The following is an 18,569-nucleotide window of genomic DNA, read 5'->3' as shown; positions in this document are numbered from 1 at the left end:
GACTGAACTACGTTACATAAAAAACATAATTGTGCATTTTAAACCCGGCCATCTACATGCTTTAAAACTTTTCCTTTTTTTTGTGGGGGGATGTTATTTTGTTTACAAAGCACATTTAGTCAAACAACAGATAGTTTAACGCTCGATTCGGCAAAAACGAAAACCTTATTCGATTATCATACAGCAAGAGTGGAATATTTTGTGGGCGATGATATTGATAATTTTAATCCGTTGGATACCACTCTGAATTTATTCCAACGCTTTAACCCGGCACGTGATGGTATTTTTGAATATGCATACCTCGGCAATTTTGGTGCACCTGCTTATAACCGTTTTTTTGAATTTAACAGGACCGTTGGTTTTGATTATGGCAGACATGAACGCGATATTTATTTAACCGATATTGATGAAGTGAAATATTACCGTTGTAATGTTCCATTTACCAATTTATATTATGTTGCCGGTTCTCAGGGTGAACAATTATTTCATGTAACACATACCAGAAATGTGGGGAAAGATTTTAATGTGGCCATCGATTTTAATAAAATCGTATCTGATGGATATTTTCCGAATATGCACAACGATTATAGTGATGTAAACTTAAGTGCGTGGTATAGAACTAAAAATGAAAAATATCAAATTTATTTTGCCGGTATTCACGGGAATGTAACTGCTGATGAAAACGGTGGCGTTCAAAATGATTCTGTTTTTGACCTGCAGGATCCCGCAAGTGTGCTTGCGTATCGCGACGATGCTCAAACAGACTGGAAAAATTGGCAGGGTCAGATACAGCAGCAATTATCGTTTGGAAAAAAAATAGCCTATGCAATTGATGATACCACAACAGGATATTATTTTGTCCCGAAATTTAAAATAGCACATACCATCGGTATACACGATTATTATTATCAGTTTGAAGATGCTGCAATCGACAGAACATATTACGGTGATTTTTATGATGATGGACAGGATACGCTGCGAGACAGGGCAGAGGTATTCGGATTTTATAATAAAGTAGCGATAGGTAATTTGAATAATAAGGTTGTAACAAAAGATAGTACTGTCAGGAATACTTATAACTGGGAATTATATGGATTACAGGAATGGCATGAATTATCTGATGGAAAAGGGAAATACGATTATACCAATCTCATTACCGGTATAAATGCCAATGCACGCTTTTTGTTTGATTCATTAATTACCATAAAAGTTGCAGCTGCATACGATTGGGATAATGCAGCAATGCAGGGTTCAGGCCGCTTGCGTTTTCCGAAAATTCCATTTAATCCGGAATTGTTAATTGAATACAGAGATGTCAATGCAACGGTTATTCAAGAACATTATTACGGGTTTGATAGCAGGTGGGATTTGTTATTAGAAAACACGAGTTACCTGCGTTACGGATTGCGATTAAAAAATGAAAAATTAAAGCTGGAATTAATAGCGAGCAGAATTCAATTAAAAAATTATTATGAATACGGAAAAATATTTGGTGTAAACAATATGATTTATCCGGTAGATGAAAATATTACTCAGGTGTTGCTGGTAAAAAATTTCCTATTGGGTAATTTTCATTTAAATAATGCTGTCGGATTACAATTAATGGATGGCAATTTGCATTATCCGCAGTATTTAGGCAATATCAGTTGGTATTACCAGAACCATTTATTTAAAAGTGCATTATTTTTTCAGGCAGGATTTGACGCCTGGTATAATTCGGAGTATAAAGAATATGGTTACGATATCACAAATGGTATGTGGGTAAACGGCAATATTAAAGCCACCCCAAAACAATATCCGGTAATAGATGTATTTCTCAATTTCGACGTAGAAACGCTCCGCTTCTTTGTAAAAATGGATAATATCGCGCAAGGTTTGTTTTCAAACGGCTATTATCAAGCCCCCAATTACCCCATGCAACCCCGCGCGTTTCGTTTAGGTTTAAATTGGTTTTTGTTTTATTGATTGTTGGGGGGGGATGAGCGTTTCAATCTAAATTTCATGAGTAAATCAATTATATCACATTGGTAGCTCAACATTAAACATCATCATAACAAACCTGTCGCTCTTACAGAGCTGATTGATTCATGGGAATCGTGTTGTTGCCATTCTGCCGCGCTTACAGAGCTGATTGATTCTATAATGGGATTTTTAGATACCAATCTTTCGCTCCTATGGAACTGAATAATTTATGCAATAAATTTTTCTATTCAAATCGCAGCATGTTTTATCACGCGCAATCAATATCCCACCAACAAAAATCCTATTTTCCTATAATCAATTAATTTGATTTAGGTTTTTTGTTTTTGTTTTTTGGCTGCAGGGAAGAGTACGTTGTTGAGGATTAACCGATAACCCGGTGAATTGGGATGTAATTCTAATTCTGTTGGGGGATCACCTACAAAATGTTTGTAATCTTCGGGGTCGTGACCACCGTAGAATGACCAGGTGCCGTAACCGTATTCGCCGTGAATATAACGGGCTTCGTTGGCTGCTTTATTTTCACCCATAATTAGGACACTACTTTTAATTAAACTTTTATTAAAAGCTGTAGTTTGTCCGTAAAATCCGGGAATTGTTTTGGTATGACACTGGGTCAACATGGTTGGAACCGGATCCCATTTTGCAGAAAAATCAAAAAGGGTGAAAAAATCTAAATCTTTTGGAACTGTGCGTGAATGCGAAACATCGATATTGGAAATCGCATATTCATATGGATTTCGACTGATTTTATAATTTTCGAACGCAAACGTTTTACTATAATCTAATTTCGCCTGCGCATTCGGGTCGGCAGGATCACCATCAAACATACTTTCACAAATGTCTACCCCTTCAGCACTTAAGGCAATATCATAACTGTCTGCTGCGCTGCACATCGCAAATAAAAATCCGCCCCCGCTAACAAAATCACGAATTTTTTGTGCAACTCCTAATTTGAGTTGGGACACTTTTGTAAATCCGAACTCATGTGCAATCGTTTCATTTTCTTCAACCTGTTGTTGATACCAGGCCTGTGTATGATAGGCGCTCCAAAATTTACCGTATTGCCCCGTAAAATCTTCATGGTGTAAATGCAGCCAGTCGTATTTAGGTAACTCGCCATTCATCACTTCCTCATCATAAACCAGCGTATACGGAATTTCCGAATAGGTTAAAACTAATGTAACGGCATCATCCCAGGGCTGTTTTGATTTTGGTGAATAAACAGCCACTTTTGGTGCCTTTTCCAGTTTCATAACATCCATATTCGCTTCCGGATTGGAGATATCTGCCACTATTTTATTGTAAGAAGCATCCGGTATTACTTCATAACTGACACCACGAATCAAACATTCCTTTTCATAGGCATCCAAATACTGAAAACAGAAACTACCACCGCGATAATTTAACATCCAATCCAGTTTACCCCCATTTTCCAGCAGCCAATAGGCGATTCCGTAACATTTCAAATGGTCGGCCTGACCATCATCCATAGGCAATAAAATATAGGAAGCACGTGCCTGTAAACCGGTTACCAGCAGCATTAATGTGATTGTCAGCCTTTGCAACATTTTCATCGTAACAAATATAACGCAAAAACCGCACCTTAAATTGATTAAAAAATGTTAAGTTTTAAGCCTTGACAAATTTTGCGAAGTGTTTTTGGCCATTTTGCTCAATTACCAGCAAATAAATACTTGGTGGTAAATTATTTAAACCAACTATGTTATTACCTGAAATGACATCTTGCAATAACACCGTACCTGTAATGTCCAAAATGGAATAATATGTAATTCCGATAGGTTCGCCGCCGAAACTGATTTCATTAATTACTGGATTTGGAAACACAGAAATTGCTTCCGGAAAAAAATCATGTGTTGAAACAATACCACAATTAACCGGTGTAATTATTTTGCGCATCGATGAACCAACTAATTCGCCATCTCGATATTCGCTGGTTACAAATTGAATTCCATATAAAGCGCGATATACTGCATTATGCCAGTTAAAATCACCTGTTTCTGTGTTTATGCCGATTGTATCAGTTGTCTCAGGAAAGCTGCTATATATTTCTGTTCCATTGTCAACTGTAAATAAATTATGCATATACACCAAAGAATCACCATCTGCATCATATGCTGATTCCTGATGGGAGACAGCACACAAATCGCTGACAGTAAAATCAATAATTGAATTTGTATAAATTGGAGTAGTATTTGTAAACACAACTTCACTATAAAAAGTCACCTCCATGAACAATGATCTTGTTCCTGAATTTTCGATATTCCTTACGGAATCAATTAATAAATCAGCGTCACAAGTAACACGGTATATTCCGAAAGATAAAAAGATATGCATTGCAGAGGCCGTATTTTTATACACCGTATCGTTTATCATTTCCGATGTAAAATCTAAAAAACTAATGCCACCATCACCATAATTTAAACTTGCATTGATGTTTGGAAGATATAATGAATAGGTGGTGACATAAAAAGTAATTATTTCATCTGAATTTGAATAAGTGAATTCTCCGCCAATAAGCCTTTGACCATTTGTTTGATTAATGTAAAAAAATACCATCAATAAAAGTAAAAGGCGATAATAACCGGCATGAATAAAACTGTTAAAATTTTTCATGGATGAAATTTTTTTATAAATTTATAACAAATTAAACCAAATTACCACTCAAATGAAAAAATCAATTATTGCCATTCTGATTGGAGCTATTTTAATAATGGCTTATCAGACCCTATCCTGGATGATGTTGCCTATTCATGCATCATCACACAAATACACCCCAATGGAAGACTCGCTAATTCAAAGTATGAGCGGATTAGAGACGGGTGTTTACTTTTTACCGGGCGAGGAACCTGGTTCATCTAAAGAAGAAATTATGGCGAAAAGGGAGGCTAGCATTGGCAAACCATGGGCTATTTTATCTTACCATGAAACTATGGAGATGAATATGGCGAAAAGTGTGGGACTCGGACTGCTTATCAACATCATCATTGCATGGTTGGTTGTATATCTCATTCAAAGTGGAAATATAACCGGTAAAAATAATATCTTGCGGACAACCTTATTAATCGGTTTTATTACCATTTTTACAACAACTATTATGGAATGGAATTGGTTTAGTACACCAATGCATAATATGACAGGTGATATTCTGGATCAAATAATTATTTCACTAATATTGGGTCTATGGTTAGGCTATTATTTCAGTCGAAAACAAAAAGTAAATTAAATAAAAAGAGGCAAAATTATTTGCCTCTTTTTTTTATTCAATTATTAATTTTTTCGTGATTACTTTTTCACCATTTGTAATTTGAAGGATATAAAATCCTTTAGCTAAATTACTGTAGTCTAATTGAACCTGACTGTCAAACACGGTTGTGCTTTGAATCAATTTTCCTGATAAATCAATTAACTGGATTTGAGTGCTTACATTATTTAATCCTTCTAAATCAATTGTTACCATTCCGTTGCCCGGGTTTGGATAAATTAACACATCTGCATCATCTGCAATAGTATTAAAATCAACCCTGCAGGAAGCAGTCGTAAATGTATGTGTATTACTGAAATCAGAAAATTCAGCACCACACTTCGATTTTATTTTCCATTCATAAGTTGAATTACAATCTAATCCGGAAATATTTTTTGCTGTAGCTCCCGCGCCTGCTGTAACTGTAAGCCAAAGTGGGTCCCCAATTTTGCGGTAGCGAATTTGGTATTTTGTTGCACCAAAAACAGGTGCCCAATGAATTTTTGCAGCGGCACTGGTAATGTTGGTTGTCAGGCTGGTTGAAGGTGGTGTACAATCACCCGTATTACCTGCAATTATGGGAGTGTTTACCGTGTTTTCTAATGCGAAGTCATGTAAAATAACATAATCTGCATTTTCACCAACCGATAAACGTGCCCAGCCATATTTATAATTAGGACCTGATTTAATCCGCAATGCCGCAAATGTAAAATCAACCCCAATCCAGTCATCCACCAATTCATTATTATCAATTAAATCAACATCAGCAAGCCAGCCGTTTAAAACAAACGGTACCGATTTATTCCAGATATTATCCGCAGTAATTTCATCTCCCATATTAAATTTTTCTGCAGGTCGGAATACATCAGGTGTTCCGGTTAAAATCGCAATCTCATTTTGACCAATCGGTTTAATATTGATAATATTTCTTTTTACCAGATAGGAATAATAGGAGGGAATGTAATAGGCATAATTCGCATTAAATGAAAAATCACTTATAAAATCCTCATCCAAATCAATTCCATCATTCATAAAAATAAAAGTTGGTAAGGTGCCTGTTCCATCCGGATCAAGCATTATGTCGGGGTCAACATCGGTATAAATGATTTGCCCCTCAGCGTTTTGAATGAAACCGGCCATCATTAATGTTGCAAGTCCGGCGTACTTTTTTGCGTTAAATGTTTTAGTAAACATAAATCAGGTGTTTAGATTAAAGGAATACTTATTTGAAAGGTTAATAATCTTTATAAAGTTATAAAAAACAATATTTGTTAATGGATTGTATTGTTATTTAGAATGATTCAAAATAAGCAGAAATAAATAATTTATGGAAATGTGTATATCCGTAAACCAATAATTCGATTGTAGTGTTTTACATTTGCAATTGTGAAAATTTTTAATGCATGAGTTGGATTAATACGTTTTTAACCTCTTCCATTGGCCGAAAGCTGGTGATGTCGGTAACCGGTTTGTTTTTAATCACCTTTCTAATCGTTCATTGCACCATAAACGCGATGATATTTTTTAACGACGGAGGTGCTGCATTCAATAAAGCCGCCCATTTTATGGGAACAAATATCATTATCCGCACTATGGAAATTGTGTTGTTTGCCGGGCTTATCGTGCACATTATTCAGGCCTATATGCTAACTGCCAAAAATAAGCAAGCCCGTCCTCAGGGATACGCCGTGAGCAATCCGGGCGCAAACAGCAAATGGTATAGCCGCAGTATGACCTTACTCGGAACACTCATTTTGTTGTTCCTTGTTTTGCATATCAGTCACTTTTGGTCAAACAGTCGTTTAGGTGGTATGATGGGAATAGCTCCGCTGGAAGAAGTGCAAATTGGCGACAAGGAAGTATTAAATTTATATCAGGATATGCTGGTTACCTTTCAAAGCCCGTTAGTATTAATTGTCTACATTTTAGGTGTGTTTTCGTTATGCTGGCACTTGATTCATGGTTTTCAGAGCGCATTTCAAACCTTGGGTGTAAATCATAAAAAATACTCACCGGTTATAAAAAATATCGGTATTGGCTTTTCAATTCTGATTTGTATTGTTTTTGCTTTGATGCCAATCTCCATTTACGCAGGTTGGATCGTTTAAATTGTTACCCTTAATAAAATCTAAAACAGCAATTTTTTCAATGGCACTAGATTCTAAAATACCCGAAGGTAATCTTCACCAGAAATGGGAAGATTATAAAAACCATGTGAAACTGGTAAACCCTTCCAATAAACGAAAACTGGAGATAATTGTGGTGGGAACCGGTTTAGCCGGCGCTTCTGCGGCTGCTACTTTAGCTGAATTAGGCTATAAAGTAAAAGCTTTTTGTTACCAGGATTCACCTCGCCGCGCGCATTCAATTGCGGCTCAGGGAGGGATTAATGCAGCTAAAAATTACAAAAACGACGGTGACTCTGTGTTCCGTTTGTTTTATGATACCATTAAAGGTGGCGACTTCCGTGCACGCGAAGCCAATGTTTATCGTTTGGCGGAAGTAAGTGTAAATATTATTGACCAATGTGTTGCTCAAGGTGTGCCTTTTGCCCGTGAATACGGCGGATTATTAGACAATCGTTCATTTGGTGGCGCTCAGGTGTCGAGAACATTTTATGCACGCGGTCAAACCGGACAACAATTACTGATTGGTGCTTATCAGGCGCTCGAACGTCAAATCGGTTTGGGCAATGTTCAAATGTTTTCACGTCATGAAATGTTGGATGTTGTTACAATTGAAGGAAAAGCTCGTGGAATTATAGCACGCGACCTCGTTACCGGAAAACTGGAACGCCATTTTGGTCACGCTGTATTATTATGCACCGGTGGTTACGGTAACGTATTTTTCTTATCCACTAACGCAATGGGATGTAATGTAACTGCTGCGTGGAAAGCTTATAAACGTGGTGCTTATTTTGGAAATCCATGTTATACGCAAATTCACCCTACTTGTATACCGGTTTCGGGTGAATATCAGAGCAAACTTACCCTAATGAGTGAAAGTTTGCGCAATGATGGTCGCGTTTGGGTGCCTAAATCGCAAGAGGATGCAAAAGCAATTCGCGAAGGCAGAAAAAAACCAACGGATATTGCTGAAGATGCGCGCGATTATTATCTGGAAAGAAAATATCCTTCCTATGGAAATCTTGCACCACGCGATATTTCGAGCCGTGCTGCTAAAGAAGCATGTGATGACGGAAGAGGTGTTGGTGAAAGTGGATTAGCGGTTTATCTCGATTTTGCTGATGCCATAAAACGTTTGGGCAAACACGTTATCGAAGAACGTTATGGTAATTTGTTTGATATGTATTCACATATTACTGCAGAAAATCCATATGAAGTTCCAATGCGCATTTATCCTGCCGTACACTATACAATGGGTGGCTTATGGGTAGATTATGAATTGATGACCACCGTTCCCGGTTTATATGCATTAGGTGAGGCAAACTTCAGCGACCATGGTGCGAATAGATTAGGCGCCAGTGCATTAATGCAAGGGTTGGCTGATGGTTATTTTGTGATTCCATATACGATAGGTTCTTATTTATCAGGAGAAATATTTACAAAGGCAATTCCTACCGATCATCCTGCATTTGAAGAAGCTGAAAAACATGTGCAGACTACATTAAATAATTTATTATCTATTCAGGGTACAAAATCGGTTGATCAGTATCATAAAGAATTGGGTAAAATTATGTGGGATTATTGCGGTATGGCGCGCACAGCAGAAGGCCTTACCAAAGCAAGAGATATGGTTAAAAAATTGCGTGCTGAATTCTGGCAAAATGTTCGTGTAACCGGTAAAGCCGACGAATTAAACCAGGATTTGGAAAAAGCTCAACGTGTTGCAGATTTCATGGAATTAGGTGAATTGATGATTGTTGATGCATTGGAACGCAATGAATCTTGTGGCGGACATTTCCGCGTTGAATATCAGGAAGAAGGTGAAGCAAAACGTAATGATGATCAATATGCATACGTTGCGGCATGGGAATTTAAAGGCATTGATAATAATCCTGTAGTTCACAAAGAAGAATTACAATTTGAAGAAGTAAAACTGGCAACACGTTCATATAAATAAGCAGCATTAATTTGTTGATAGTAAAAGAAAAAAACTATGAATATTAAACTCAGAATCTGGAGACAGGCAAATGCACAGGCAGAAGGTAAACTTGTAGAATATCAGTTAAATGATGTTAGTGCAAATATGTCGTTTTTAGAAATGATGGATGTATTAAATGAGCAACTCATTTCAAAAGGGGAAGCACCGGTTGCATTCGACCACGATTGCCGTGAAGGTATTTGTGGAACATGCAGTATGTATATTAACGGTCGCGCACATGGCCCTCAAAAATTATCTACAACGTGTCAGTTATATATGCGCAATTTCACGGATGGTGAAACTATTACCATTGAACCATTTCGTGCAAAAGGATTTCCGATATTAAAAGATTTATGTGTTGATCGTTCTGCATTTGACAGAATTATTGCTGCCGGCGGATTTATTTCTGCATCAACAGGTCAGGCGCAAGATGCAAATGCATTACCGGTAGAAAAAGCAGCAGCGGATTCGGCTATGGATGCAGCGGCCTGTATTGGCTGTGGTGCCTGTGTTGCAGCATGTAAAAACGCTTCAGCCATGTTGTTTGTTTCTGCAAAAGTTTCGCATCTTGCATTATTACCACAGGGACATCCGGAACGCAAAAAACGTGCACTCTCAATGGTTGCTCAAATGGATGCGGAGGGATTTGGCTCATGCACAAATACTTATGCTTGCGAAGCAGAATGTCCAAAAGGAATTTCTGTAGCAAATATTGCACGATTAAATCGTGAGTTTTTAAATGCATCACTTTTAAGTGAAGAGATGCCTAAATAAATAATTTGATTTTGATTTGAGTTTAAATAAAAGCCTTGCAGGTTACGCTGCAAGGCTTTATTATTTTGAGGAGTAGAAAGTATTATAAATCAGGGCAGACTTAAAATAATTGCAGTTAATTCTGCATCTGTTGTTTCTGTCATGGTAATATTATAGATGCCACCTTCTTCTGGTGTTACAGGCAATAATCCATAATATAATGTTCCTGTAATTACTGAAATAATTAATACATGCATGGGAACGATTCCGATTCCACTTTGTGAAATTACACTTGCCAATGGTGAGTTAAGTGGGAAAACGGCATTTTCTCCATCTAACACAGCGTAAGCAACAGTATTTAATGCGGAAAGTGTGGCAGGTCCTGATAAATTAAATGTGCAACTCACTACAGGGTCGCCACCAAAATAATCGCAATTACACCATCCGATGCTATCGCATAATATAGAATAAGATGATTCAATGGCATCGTAATTAAAGAAATCGTAAGTGCGCACGGAATCAGAATAAGGGCTTATAAATGTCCAGTTTACACCTGTACCATCATCTGCACCCGAATAAAATCCCATTCCGGGATCATAAGCCTGTGCGGGTAATACGGCTTCATAATAAGCACCCGGTGCTAATTTTAACGGGTTTCCCAACTGACTTGCTGTTAATCGATACATACCACCTGAATTCAAAAAATTGCCATCAGATAATGGAAATACATTATTAAAAATCATATCGGCATTCGTTTGAATTTCAAGTAATTGAATATCAATAAATCCTGTTACAGGTGTACCGTCTAAATAAACAAATGAATTCGCATTAAATGTAATTTCCGTGCCTTTTTCACCTGTAATTATGGATTCACTTCCGGCTGCAATTGTAAATGCCTGCGGGTCAGATTGTTTTTCATCCAGGTAATTAAAAATACTACTGAATTCACCTACCGGTGGTTCGGTAATTTCATCTTCTTTGCAGGAACTTATAAATATAACTGCTGCAAATGCGAACAATAAATAATTAAGATTTTTCATATTGTTTAGATTTGGGTTAACTTATAATTTAATAAATAACACATTTCCCAGGTTTTGGTATGTTGTGTCTTTGAAACCAATCGTGTATGTTCCTGCAGGGAGATGTTGAGTCGGGATAGTAAATATACCATTATTTACAGAAACATTAAAATCGCCAACATTAACGCCGGTAATGGTATACAGTGTGCAATGTAAAATATCGTTGTTTATTGTTGTTGATACATTGATAACGTCTCCGACTGGGTTAGGAAACACATTAAATAAGGATTCCGCAAGCTGATTATTTACTGAAAGCAAATCTTCACTAAGTGTATTGATTGTAGTGTTGGTAATAATAGGGCTATTATAATCGAAATAAATATTTGCGGTATTGGTAATTTGTGTTTCGAGCGGCAAATCAGAGACTAATTTTACGCGCATTACTATACTGCCGATGCTTCCTAAAGGATCGCTGATGCTGTCCGGTAAATTAATATTATCGAAATGCCAGTTGATGATATTGTTACCGACTAATTCCATACGATAAGGATGCGTAGCTGCAAGCATTTGAATACTATAAGGGTCAATTGCTGCATCAAGCGTATCGGAAACTAATACATTAATTGCTGGCGCTGTTCCAATATTTTGAAAGGTAATGGTGTATTCCAGATACTGCGTAGCCGGATCAATTATACCCAATGGACCTGAACCTTGAGGGTCAACTTTTTTATCGTTAGGGTCATACGAATTTGAAACAGATGTATTTATAGAATCGATATTGTTTGTTGGTAAAATATCTTCAGGAAGTATATCTGCATTTGCTGAAAATGAAACCGGTGTGCCTAATTCCGCTTCAACCGGAACATTCAAATAAACAAAATATAATTGGCTCGCAAGTGGAGTTAATTCAGGATATGCATACGTGATTACAGTATCAGTTAAATCTATATATGTAGGCCCGTCTGCATATTCTAAATAATTACTAAAATGGAATTCCAAATTACCTGCCGGAATTGTCTGGTTACCTTTATTGTTTACAGATAATAAAAAGGTACAGAAAGTACCAGGCCGAACTCCATTTAAAAGGTCGATGCTAGTTATTAATTCTGTAACAGATGTGGTATATTGTAATCCAAAATTTAAATCTGAAATTGTTGTTCCTGTTGTAATTTCATCATGCGTAATGGTATAATTTTCAGGATTTACTTCATCCCAATATTCAGGTAATATAATACTTTGATCATAGGTTCCAAAAAAGTAGTAATCGTGATTATACATTCCTGCAACATCACTATACTCGGAATAGGTATAAGGTTCAGTGTGTAACAATACATTTGGTAATGGCAACTCGTCCGGATCAAGTACCTCATTGCCGTTTTCATCATTATAAATTTCGCCGGCAACTACCAATTTATTAAAATGACCAAACACATCGGTTATTAAGGTAAGCCCTTGCATATCAGCTCCTGGTTCCCAATACATCCCACTAAAAACAAGCTGGTCACCAAAATTTGAAAAATATTTCACATTAAAGGTGCCTAAAGATAATATTTCAGCACTCTCAAATGTGATATTACCTTCATCGTCGTAATGTCTGATTACATAATTATAATCTTCCATAATTACATCGAAAACAAGGTTGCAACTAATAATTGTATTGTCCGGTAATTGTGTTATTCCTGCTATACCGGCAATTGAATCAAATTCAGGATGTACAAATGTTTTATTATAAATGATATCACCCTCGTTGTCTAATCTTGTTAATACATCGTAAATATCAATTACATCATAGTTTGGACCATAATGAATTGTTCCGTTGTTTGTTTCATATAAATACGTTAAAGTGGATACTTCGGGTAAAACGATATCAGCAGTTATAACACCGGTTGCATTTTCAATTTTTAGTTGTTTTACCTGCATTGGGTCATATTTATTATAAATAACATTTGAAGTTTCATCAGTGCAGCTAATTGACCAATGACCTGTTGGTTCAGTTAATTCATAACCATAACTCCATAATACAACACCATCATTAGAAATTTGTGTAACGGACATAATATCATTAAATCCAAGTAATCCGGTTGAGCCACTTGCAACAAAACACATACCGGTTGAATTTGTATCAACATCCAAAAAATTAACTATGCCGTCATCTCCATCAATTGGTTCATAACCAAGATCTTCAAATTCATATGTGATTTCAGAAATAATTGTTCCGCTAAAATTTAATTTGTAGAAGTTGTTGCCATTTAATACAATAATTTCTCCAGGTGTTATACTATAAATAAAATTACAATAATAGTTTATACCAGAACCTAATACCGTTTGCCAAATGATATCACCGTCCGGCTCAAACTCAATTACAGCTGTTTTAACTGTGCCATCGACATAAATTGAACCCAACCCTGCATAATTCCCATCCGATAGCTGAATCGTTGTATACATGCTATAGGTATTATCGAGGTTTAATACACCACCATCCTGGGCATATAAAGTTGAACAGTATAATACAACAATGCTACAAACGAGCCACTTTAAATGTTTCATAGTGAAGGAGTTTAATTTGTTATTTAATCATAATTAATTGATATCAATTTTAATAAAAAAGGATAGCTTAATAGATTGCTTTAAGGTAATGACATATTGGTAGTTAAATATATTTAATTCTGATAATAAAATACAAATATAAGCATCAGCCTATGGCTCTTTATTTACTTCTTTTTTGCAACTATGAATATTTAATAATGTTCAAAGGCGAACATTAATAATTAACTTTTTTAATATTGTTTAGATTTGGGTTTAATTATAATTTAATAAATAACACATTTCCCATGTTTTGGAATGATGTGTCTTTAAATCCAATTGTGTACGTTCCTGCCGGGAGATGTTGAGTCGGGATAGTAAATATACCATTATTTACAGAAACATTAAAATCTCCAACATTTACGCCGGTAATGTTATACAGTGTGCAATTTATAATAGCATCGGTAACTGTTGTTGATACATTTATAACATCTCCGACAGGATTAGGAAACACATTAAATAAGGATTCCACAAGCTGATTATTTACTGAAAGCAAATCTTCACTAAGTGTATTGATTGTTGTGTTGGTAATAATAGGGCTATTATAATCAAAATAAATATTTGCGGTATTGGTGATTTGTGTTTCGAGCGGCAAATCAGGGACTAATTTTACACGCATTACTACACTGCCGATGCTTCCTAAAGGATTGCTGATGCTGTCCGGTAAATTAATATTATCGAAATGCCAGTTGATGATATTGTTACCGACTAATTCCATACGATAAGGATGCGTAGCTGCAAGCATTTGAATACTGTAAGGATCAATTACAGCATCAAGCGTATCGGAAACTAATACATTAATTGCAGGTGCTGTTCCTATATTTTGGAAAGTAATTGTGTATTCAAGATACTGCGTAGCCGGATCAATTATACCCAATGGTCCTGAACCTTGTGGGTCAACTTTTTTATCGTTAGGATCATATGAATTTGAAACTATTGTATTAATAGAATCTATATTGTTTGTCGGAATAATATCTTCAGGAAGTATATCTGCATTTGCTGAAAATGAAACCGGAGTTCCTAATTCAAGGTCTATGGGACCATTTAAATATACAAAATAGATTTGATTTGCCATTGGATTTAACTCCGGATAAGCGAATGTAATTGTTGTATCAACCAAAGTTTCATACGGTGAACCCTCCAGATATTCGAGCAAATTACTAAAATGAAATTCCACATTACCTGCAGGGATTGTCTGGTTGCCTTTATTGTTTACGGATAACATAAAACTGCTGACAGTTCCCGGGCGAACACCATTTAAGAGGTCTATGCTGGTAATTAATTCTGTAACCGAAGAGAAATATTGTAATCCAAAATTTAAATCTGAAATTGTTGTTCCAGTTGTAATGTCATCATGTGTAACGGTGTAATTTTCCGGATTTACTTCGTCCCAATATTCAGGTAATACAGGAGCATGAATATACGTGTCATAAAAATAATAATCATGCTGATACAAACCTGCTATATCACTGTATTGATTGTAGGTAGCAGGTGCAGTTTGCAACAGTACATTCGGCAATGGAATTTCATCGATGTCGAGTAAACCATTATCATTTTCATCATAGTAAATTTCACCGGCTATCATCAGTTTATTAAAGTTCCCAAGGGCGTCAGTTAATAATGTAAATCCTATATTTAAATCTACACCATCCCAGTAAAGACCACTAAATACAAGTTGGTCGTCAATGCTGGCAAAATAGATTACCTTGAATGATCCATAAGATAAAATTTGCGGACTTACATAAGTGATATCTCCCGCTTCATTATAATGCTTGATTACATAATCATAACTTTCTAATGGAATATTTAAAGCTAAATTACAACTCACAATGGTATTATCCGGTAGTTGTGTTACGCCAACTATGGCAGCTGTAGAATCGTTTAAAGGATGCAAAAAAGATTTATTGTAAATAATAGCACCATCGTCATCTAACCTTGTAATTACGTCATAAATATCAATTAATTCAAAATTTACACCGTAATGAATTGTTCCGTTATTGGTTTCGCATAATTGCGGATAATACGTTGGTGTGGGTAGTTCATTATCTACTAAGTCGCCGGTTGCATTTTCAATTATTATCTGATTTGTTTGGGTAGGAGAATAAGCTGCATAAATAATAGTTGAAGTTAAATCGGTTGCTGTAATTGCCCTTGCATCTGTATACCCGGTCATTAAATAACCATAACTCCATAAAACTTCACCGTCATTTGAAATTTGAGTTACAGAAAAAATATCATCAAACGTAGGTGCACCGGTTGAGCCTTGTCCCACAATACACATACCGGTTGAATTTGTATCGGCATCAATAAATTCAATTACACCGAGATCCCCAACTATAGGTGCATAACCCAGGTCATCAAATGCATAAGCAATTTCTGAAATAATTGTACCAGAACTATTTAGTTTATAAAAAGTTTTGCCATTTAATGCAATAATTTCATCCGGTGTAATACTGTAAATGTATTTACAGTTGTAAGCAAGGCCAGCACCTAATATTGTTTGCCAAATGATATCATTATCCGGCTCAAATTTAACGACAGCTGCTTTAACGGTGCCACCGTCATTTACATAACCAATTCCGGCAAAGTTGCCATCCGATAATTTTATTGTGTTGGTCATATAATATGTATTATCCAGCAATAATATACCACCCTCCTGGGCGAGTAAATTGGAACAGTATAATACTACAATGCTGCAAATGACCAATTTTAAATGTTTCATAGTTAAGGAGTTTAAATTGTTATTTAATGATAATTAATTTTGAGTAATAAATGGCATCCGTTGCAATAAGTTTTAACAGATAAGTGCCGCTGTTTAATGGTTTGCCGGGTTTAATCAGGTTAGCATTATTTATATCCCCACCCTCAATAATATTGCCCTGCATATCTATAATTTGATAAGTATTAAAACGAATATCAGATGATTTAATATAAATGTTTCCGTTGTGATAAGGATTAGGGAAAATTGTTTGTTCAAAATGTGATAAATTGTTTTGATTAATACCAACAACTACTTCATAAGTTGAAGTTGATAAATCAACCGGTGAATAATCATTTTTAATTGCTGAAGCACTGTTAATATTAAAAATAATGGTGCTGTCACCGGAGCCTACTAAAATGCCGGCAATATTATCTTCTACAATAAAAGCCAGGCGACCTATTTGTCCAAACCCTGAACGATTATTTAAATCTAAATTAGTTGTACCTGCATCAATGGCATATTGTTCCGGAAAATTATAATCCAATTGTAACATATCATCAATTGTTCCCATCCAGGAATCATCAAAATAAATTGCAACTGTTGTGGAATCAATTACAGGTGGTCCTTCATAACTGATGCTAAATGCTAACGCATAAATAGCATCTACACTCGTAATTTCATCTCCCAGCATAATTGGTATTTCATTATAACCGGGGGTTAATGTTATACCTGCTGTATTTAACCAAAGCGGGAAACCGGCACCACCAAGACGATAAGTATTTAAAACATGTGTATCAGAGTAATTATACATAATTCCAATTGTATCCTGATCGTTTATAAGCCCATCGCCCCGGGTATCAGCATAATGCGTATTTAACTCCGGAATTATTTCAGTCGCCCAATTATCAACTTTATATCCTAGCCAATACGGACTGGTAGAATCTCTTCCAAAACCACTTTGTCCATATGTAATTCCAATCGGAAACAAATCGGTCATGTCTACAAATCCATTATTATCAGCATCACCCGGCCAAACACAATCTAAGGCACAAACCGGTAAAAAATCACCTTCAGGAGAGTAGGTGATTATATATTCGTAACCATAATCAGCAGGGGTGTAAATATTACCGGCATTAATTACTGGCAAACTTATATCGTTCGTAATAAAGTAATTTAATTCAACACCCACTTCATCCTCGAGCAATGGTATTTCAAACATTATACTACCATCAACTTCGAAGTAAAATCTTGAAGTGCTGGCAATTAGTGTTCCGGCGTTTTTTACAACATTAGCCATATATCCACCGGAAGCAAGCCGTGTAATTGTACCGCCAACTATTTTGTATCCCGGTGCCGGAAAAACAGTATCCATCACAAAATGGAAAAATCCTCCAGTTGTATCATATAATGCAATATATAATCCGGTGGAGTCATATGTATTACCACAAAGCTGAAAATAACCATCAGACTGTGATGCGGCGCAATTTATTAAAACGGAATCAGTGGGTAATTGTTCGTAATAATATGTTGTGCTTCCCACAAATGCCCAAACATACGGCCGTAAACCCAACTGTGTAGTTCCGGCAATACAATGAATATTGGAAACCATGTTTGTACTTGCTGTAATTGCCTTTTGAGGATTTAATGGTGTATCAGGGAAATCTAAAATTTGCGTTGCAGCAAGAGCATTCACGTTTTCCATTGTATACCTGATCAATTGATTTCCGGAAGCTGCAAAAACAAGTAAACTGTCAGTAACATCTACCATACTTTGTGCACTCAGTCCTGTGTTTAAGTCTGTGGAATTTGACCAACTATCAGATACGTTTAATGTGCTCCCGGTTAAATTATCCAAAGCAATAACCCTTAAAATCTGATCAACACCAACATAACCTGTGATATATAAAACAGAGCCGTCTAAACTGCTAGTAATGTTAGTTGGCACTTCAAAATCACCGGGATAATAAGGTGCACTTACCCATAATTTATTGCCGTCGGTATCAAACTTAACCGTTGTAAATGAAAAATCATCGGTATCGTTACCATTAACGGTGATTACAAAGTTGCCATCTGACGTCTGAATCAGGTCAGTGGCTTTGTCGAATAACTCCGTTCCTCCGGTAACTGCCCAGGAGGTCTGCGCAGCTGTCTGCATGGGGTTGCA

At 36.2% G+C, this 18,569-nt stretch carries 12 protein-coding genes; 5 read left to right on the top strand and 7 right to left on the bottom strand.

Annotated features, from left to right (window positions below):
- The first annotated feature begins 90 nt into the window (after positions 1 to 90).
- The gene (locus IPI65_20290) at positions 91 to 1,965 is read left to right on the top strand and encodes a hypothetical protein (protein ID MBK7443772.1); all 1,875 of its coding nucleotides are present in this window, start codon (positions 91 to 93) and stop codon (positions 1,963 to 1,965) included.
- A 326-nt stretch (positions 1,966 to 2,291) separates the two neighbouring features.
- On the opposite strand, the gene IPI65_20285 is transcribed toward IPI65_20290, so the two are convergent.
- Together IPI65_20285 and IPI65_20280 are read right to left on the bottom strand one after the other, a co-directional pair.
- On the bottom strand, positions 2,292 to 3,557 hold the full coding sequence (locus IPI65_20285; protein ID MBK7443771.1) for an asparagine synthetase B: 1,266 nt from the start codon (positions 3,555 to 3,557) through the stop codon (positions 2,292 to 2,294).
- A gap of 55 nt (positions 3,558 to 3,612) precedes the next feature.
- Complete coding sequence (locus IPI65_20280; GenBank protein MBK7443770.1) at positions 3,613 to 4,617, bottom strand: T9SS type A sorting domain-containing protein; 1,005 nt, start codon at positions 4,615 to 4,617, stop codon at positions 3,613 to 3,615.
- A 52-nt stretch (positions 4,618 to 4,669) separates the two neighbouring features.
- Between IPI65_20280 and IPI65_20275 the strand changes: the two genes are divergently transcribed.
- Entirely contained in the window at positions 4,670 to 5,227 is a 558-nt protein-coding gene (locus IPI65_20275; GenBank protein MBK7443769.1) for a hypothetical protein, read from the top strand.
- Positions 5,228 to 5,260: 33 nt separating this feature from the next.
- Here IPI65_20275 and IPI65_20270 read toward each other — a convergent pair whose 3' ends face one another.
- Positions 5,261 to 6,439 carry a T9SS type A sorting domain-containing protein gene (locus IPI65_20270; GenBank protein ID MBK7443768.1) on the bottom strand — a complete coding sequence of 393 codons (1,179 nt, stop codon included), beginning with the start codon at positions 6,437 to 6,439 and terminating at the stop codon, positions 5,261 to 5,263.
- Positions 6,440 to 6,648: 209 nt separating this feature from the next.
- On the opposite strand from IPI65_20270, the gene IPI65_20265 reads away from it, so the two are divergent.
- From IPI65_20265 to IPI65_20255, 3 genes are read left to right on the top strand one after another with little or no spacing between them, the layout of a single operon-like run.
- A complete protein-coding gene (locus tag IPI65_20265; protein ID MBK7443767.1) occupies positions 6,649 to 7,353 on the top strand; it encodes a succinate dehydrogenase cytochrome b subunit in 705 nt (234 codons plus the stop codon).
- Positions 7,354 to 7,393: 40 nt separating this feature from the next.
- Entirely contained in the window at positions 7,394 to 9,328 is a 1,935-nt protein-coding gene (locus tag IPI65_20260; protein ID MBK7443766.1) for a fumarate reductase/succinate dehydrogenase flavoprotein subunit, read from the top strand.
- Between the two features lie 36 nt (positions 9,329 to 9,364).
- Positions 9,365 to 10,123 (top strand): succinate dehydrogenase/fumarate reductase iron-sulfur subunit, encoded by a 759-nt coding sequence (locus IPI65_20255; GenBank protein ID MBK7443765.1) that lies wholly within the window; start codon positions 9,365 to 9,367, stop codon positions 10,121 to 10,123.
- Positions 10,124 to 10,212: 89 nt separating this feature from the next.
- On the opposite strand, the gene IPI65_20250 is transcribed toward IPI65_20255, so the two are convergent.
- The 4 genes from IPI65_20250 to IPI65_20235 all read right to left on the bottom strand — a co-directional run bounded on the left by IPI65_20250 (position 10,213) and on the right by IPI65_20235 (position 18,560).
- The gene (locus IPI65_20250) at positions 10,213 to 11,142 is read right to left on the bottom strand and encodes a hypothetical protein (GenBank protein ID MBK7443764.1); all 930 of its coding nucleotides are present in this window, start codon (positions 11,140 to 11,142) and stop codon (positions 10,213 to 10,215) included.
- Positions 11,143 to 11,163: 21 nt separating this feature from the next.
- A complete protein-coding gene (locus tag IPI65_20245) occupies positions 11,164 to 13,668 on the bottom strand; it encodes a T9SS type A sorting domain-containing protein (protein ID MBK7443763.1) in 2,505 nt (834 codons plus the stop codon).
- 256 nt (positions 13,669 to 13,924) lie between these two features.
- On the bottom strand, positions 13,925 to 16,426 hold the full coding sequence (locus IPI65_20240; protein ID MBK7443762.1) for a T9SS type A sorting domain-containing protein: 2,502 nt from the start codon (positions 16,424 to 16,426) through the stop codon (positions 13,925 to 13,927).
- Positions 16,427 to 16,445: 19 nt separating this feature from the next.
- Positions 16,446 to 18,560, bottom strand: coding sequence for a T9SS type A sorting domain-containing protein (locus IPI65_20235; protein MBK7443761.1), 2,115 nt, complete (start codon positions 18,558 to 18,560; stop codon positions 16,446 to 16,448).
- Positions 18,561 to 18,569: the final 9 nt, after the last annotated feature.

This window comes from Bacteroidota bacterium (assembly GCA_016706255.1).
Lineage (GTDB): Bacteria > Bacteroidota > Bacteroidia > Chitinophagales > BACL12 > UBA7236.
Note: the sequence above shows the minus strand (reverse complement) of the source record. Positions and strands in the feature narration are given on the sequence as shown.

Excerpts from the sequence above, each read along its gene's own strand:
- IPI65_20290 (MBK7443772.1), top strand. The coding sequence starts at position 91 with ATGTTATTTTGTTTACAAAGCACATTTAGTCAAACAACAGATAGTTTA.
- IPI65_20285 (MBK7443771.1), bottom strand. The coding sequence starts at position 3,557 with ATGAAAATGTTGCAAAGGCTGACAATCACATTAATGCTGCTGGTAACC.
- IPI65_20280 (MBK7443770.1), bottom strand. The coding sequence starts at position 4,617 with ATGAAAAATTTTAACAGTTTTATTCATGCCGGTTATTATCGCCTTTTA.
- IPI65_20275 (MBK7443769.1), top strand. The coding sequence starts at position 4,670 with ATGAAAAAATCAATTATTGCCATTCTGATTGGAGCTATTTTAATAATG.
- IPI65_20270 (MBK7443768.1), bottom strand. The coding sequence starts at position 6,439 with ATGTTTACTAAAACATTTAACGCAAAAAAGTACGCCGGACTTGCAACA.
- IPI65_20265 (MBK7443767.1), top strand. The coding sequence starts at position 6,649 with ATGAGTTGGATTAATACGTTTTTAACCTCTTCCATTGGCCGAAAGCTG.
- IPI65_20260 (MBK7443766.1), top strand. The coding sequence starts at position 7,394 with ATGGCACTAGATTCTAAAATACCCGAAGGTAATCTTCACCAGAAATGG.
- IPI65_20255 (MBK7443765.1), top strand. The coding sequence starts at position 9,365 with ATGAATATTAAACTCAGAATCTGGAGACAGGCAAATGCACAGGCAGAA.
- IPI65_20250 (MBK7443764.1), bottom strand. The coding sequence starts at position 11,142 with ATGAAAAATCTTAATTATTTATTGTTCGCATTTGCAGCAGTTATATTT.
- IPI65_20245 (MBK7443763.1), bottom strand. The coding sequence starts at position 13,668 with ATGAAACATTTAAAGTGGCTCGTTTGTAGCATTGTTGTATTATACTGT.
- IPI65_20240 (MBK7443762.1), bottom strand. The coding sequence starts at position 16,426 with ATGAAACATTTAAAATTGGTCATTTGCAGCATTGTAGTATTATACTGT.
- IPI65_20235 (MBK7443761.1), bottom strand. The coding sequence starts at position 18,560 with ATGCAGACAGCTGCGCAGACCTCCTGGGCAGTTACCGGAGGAACGGAG.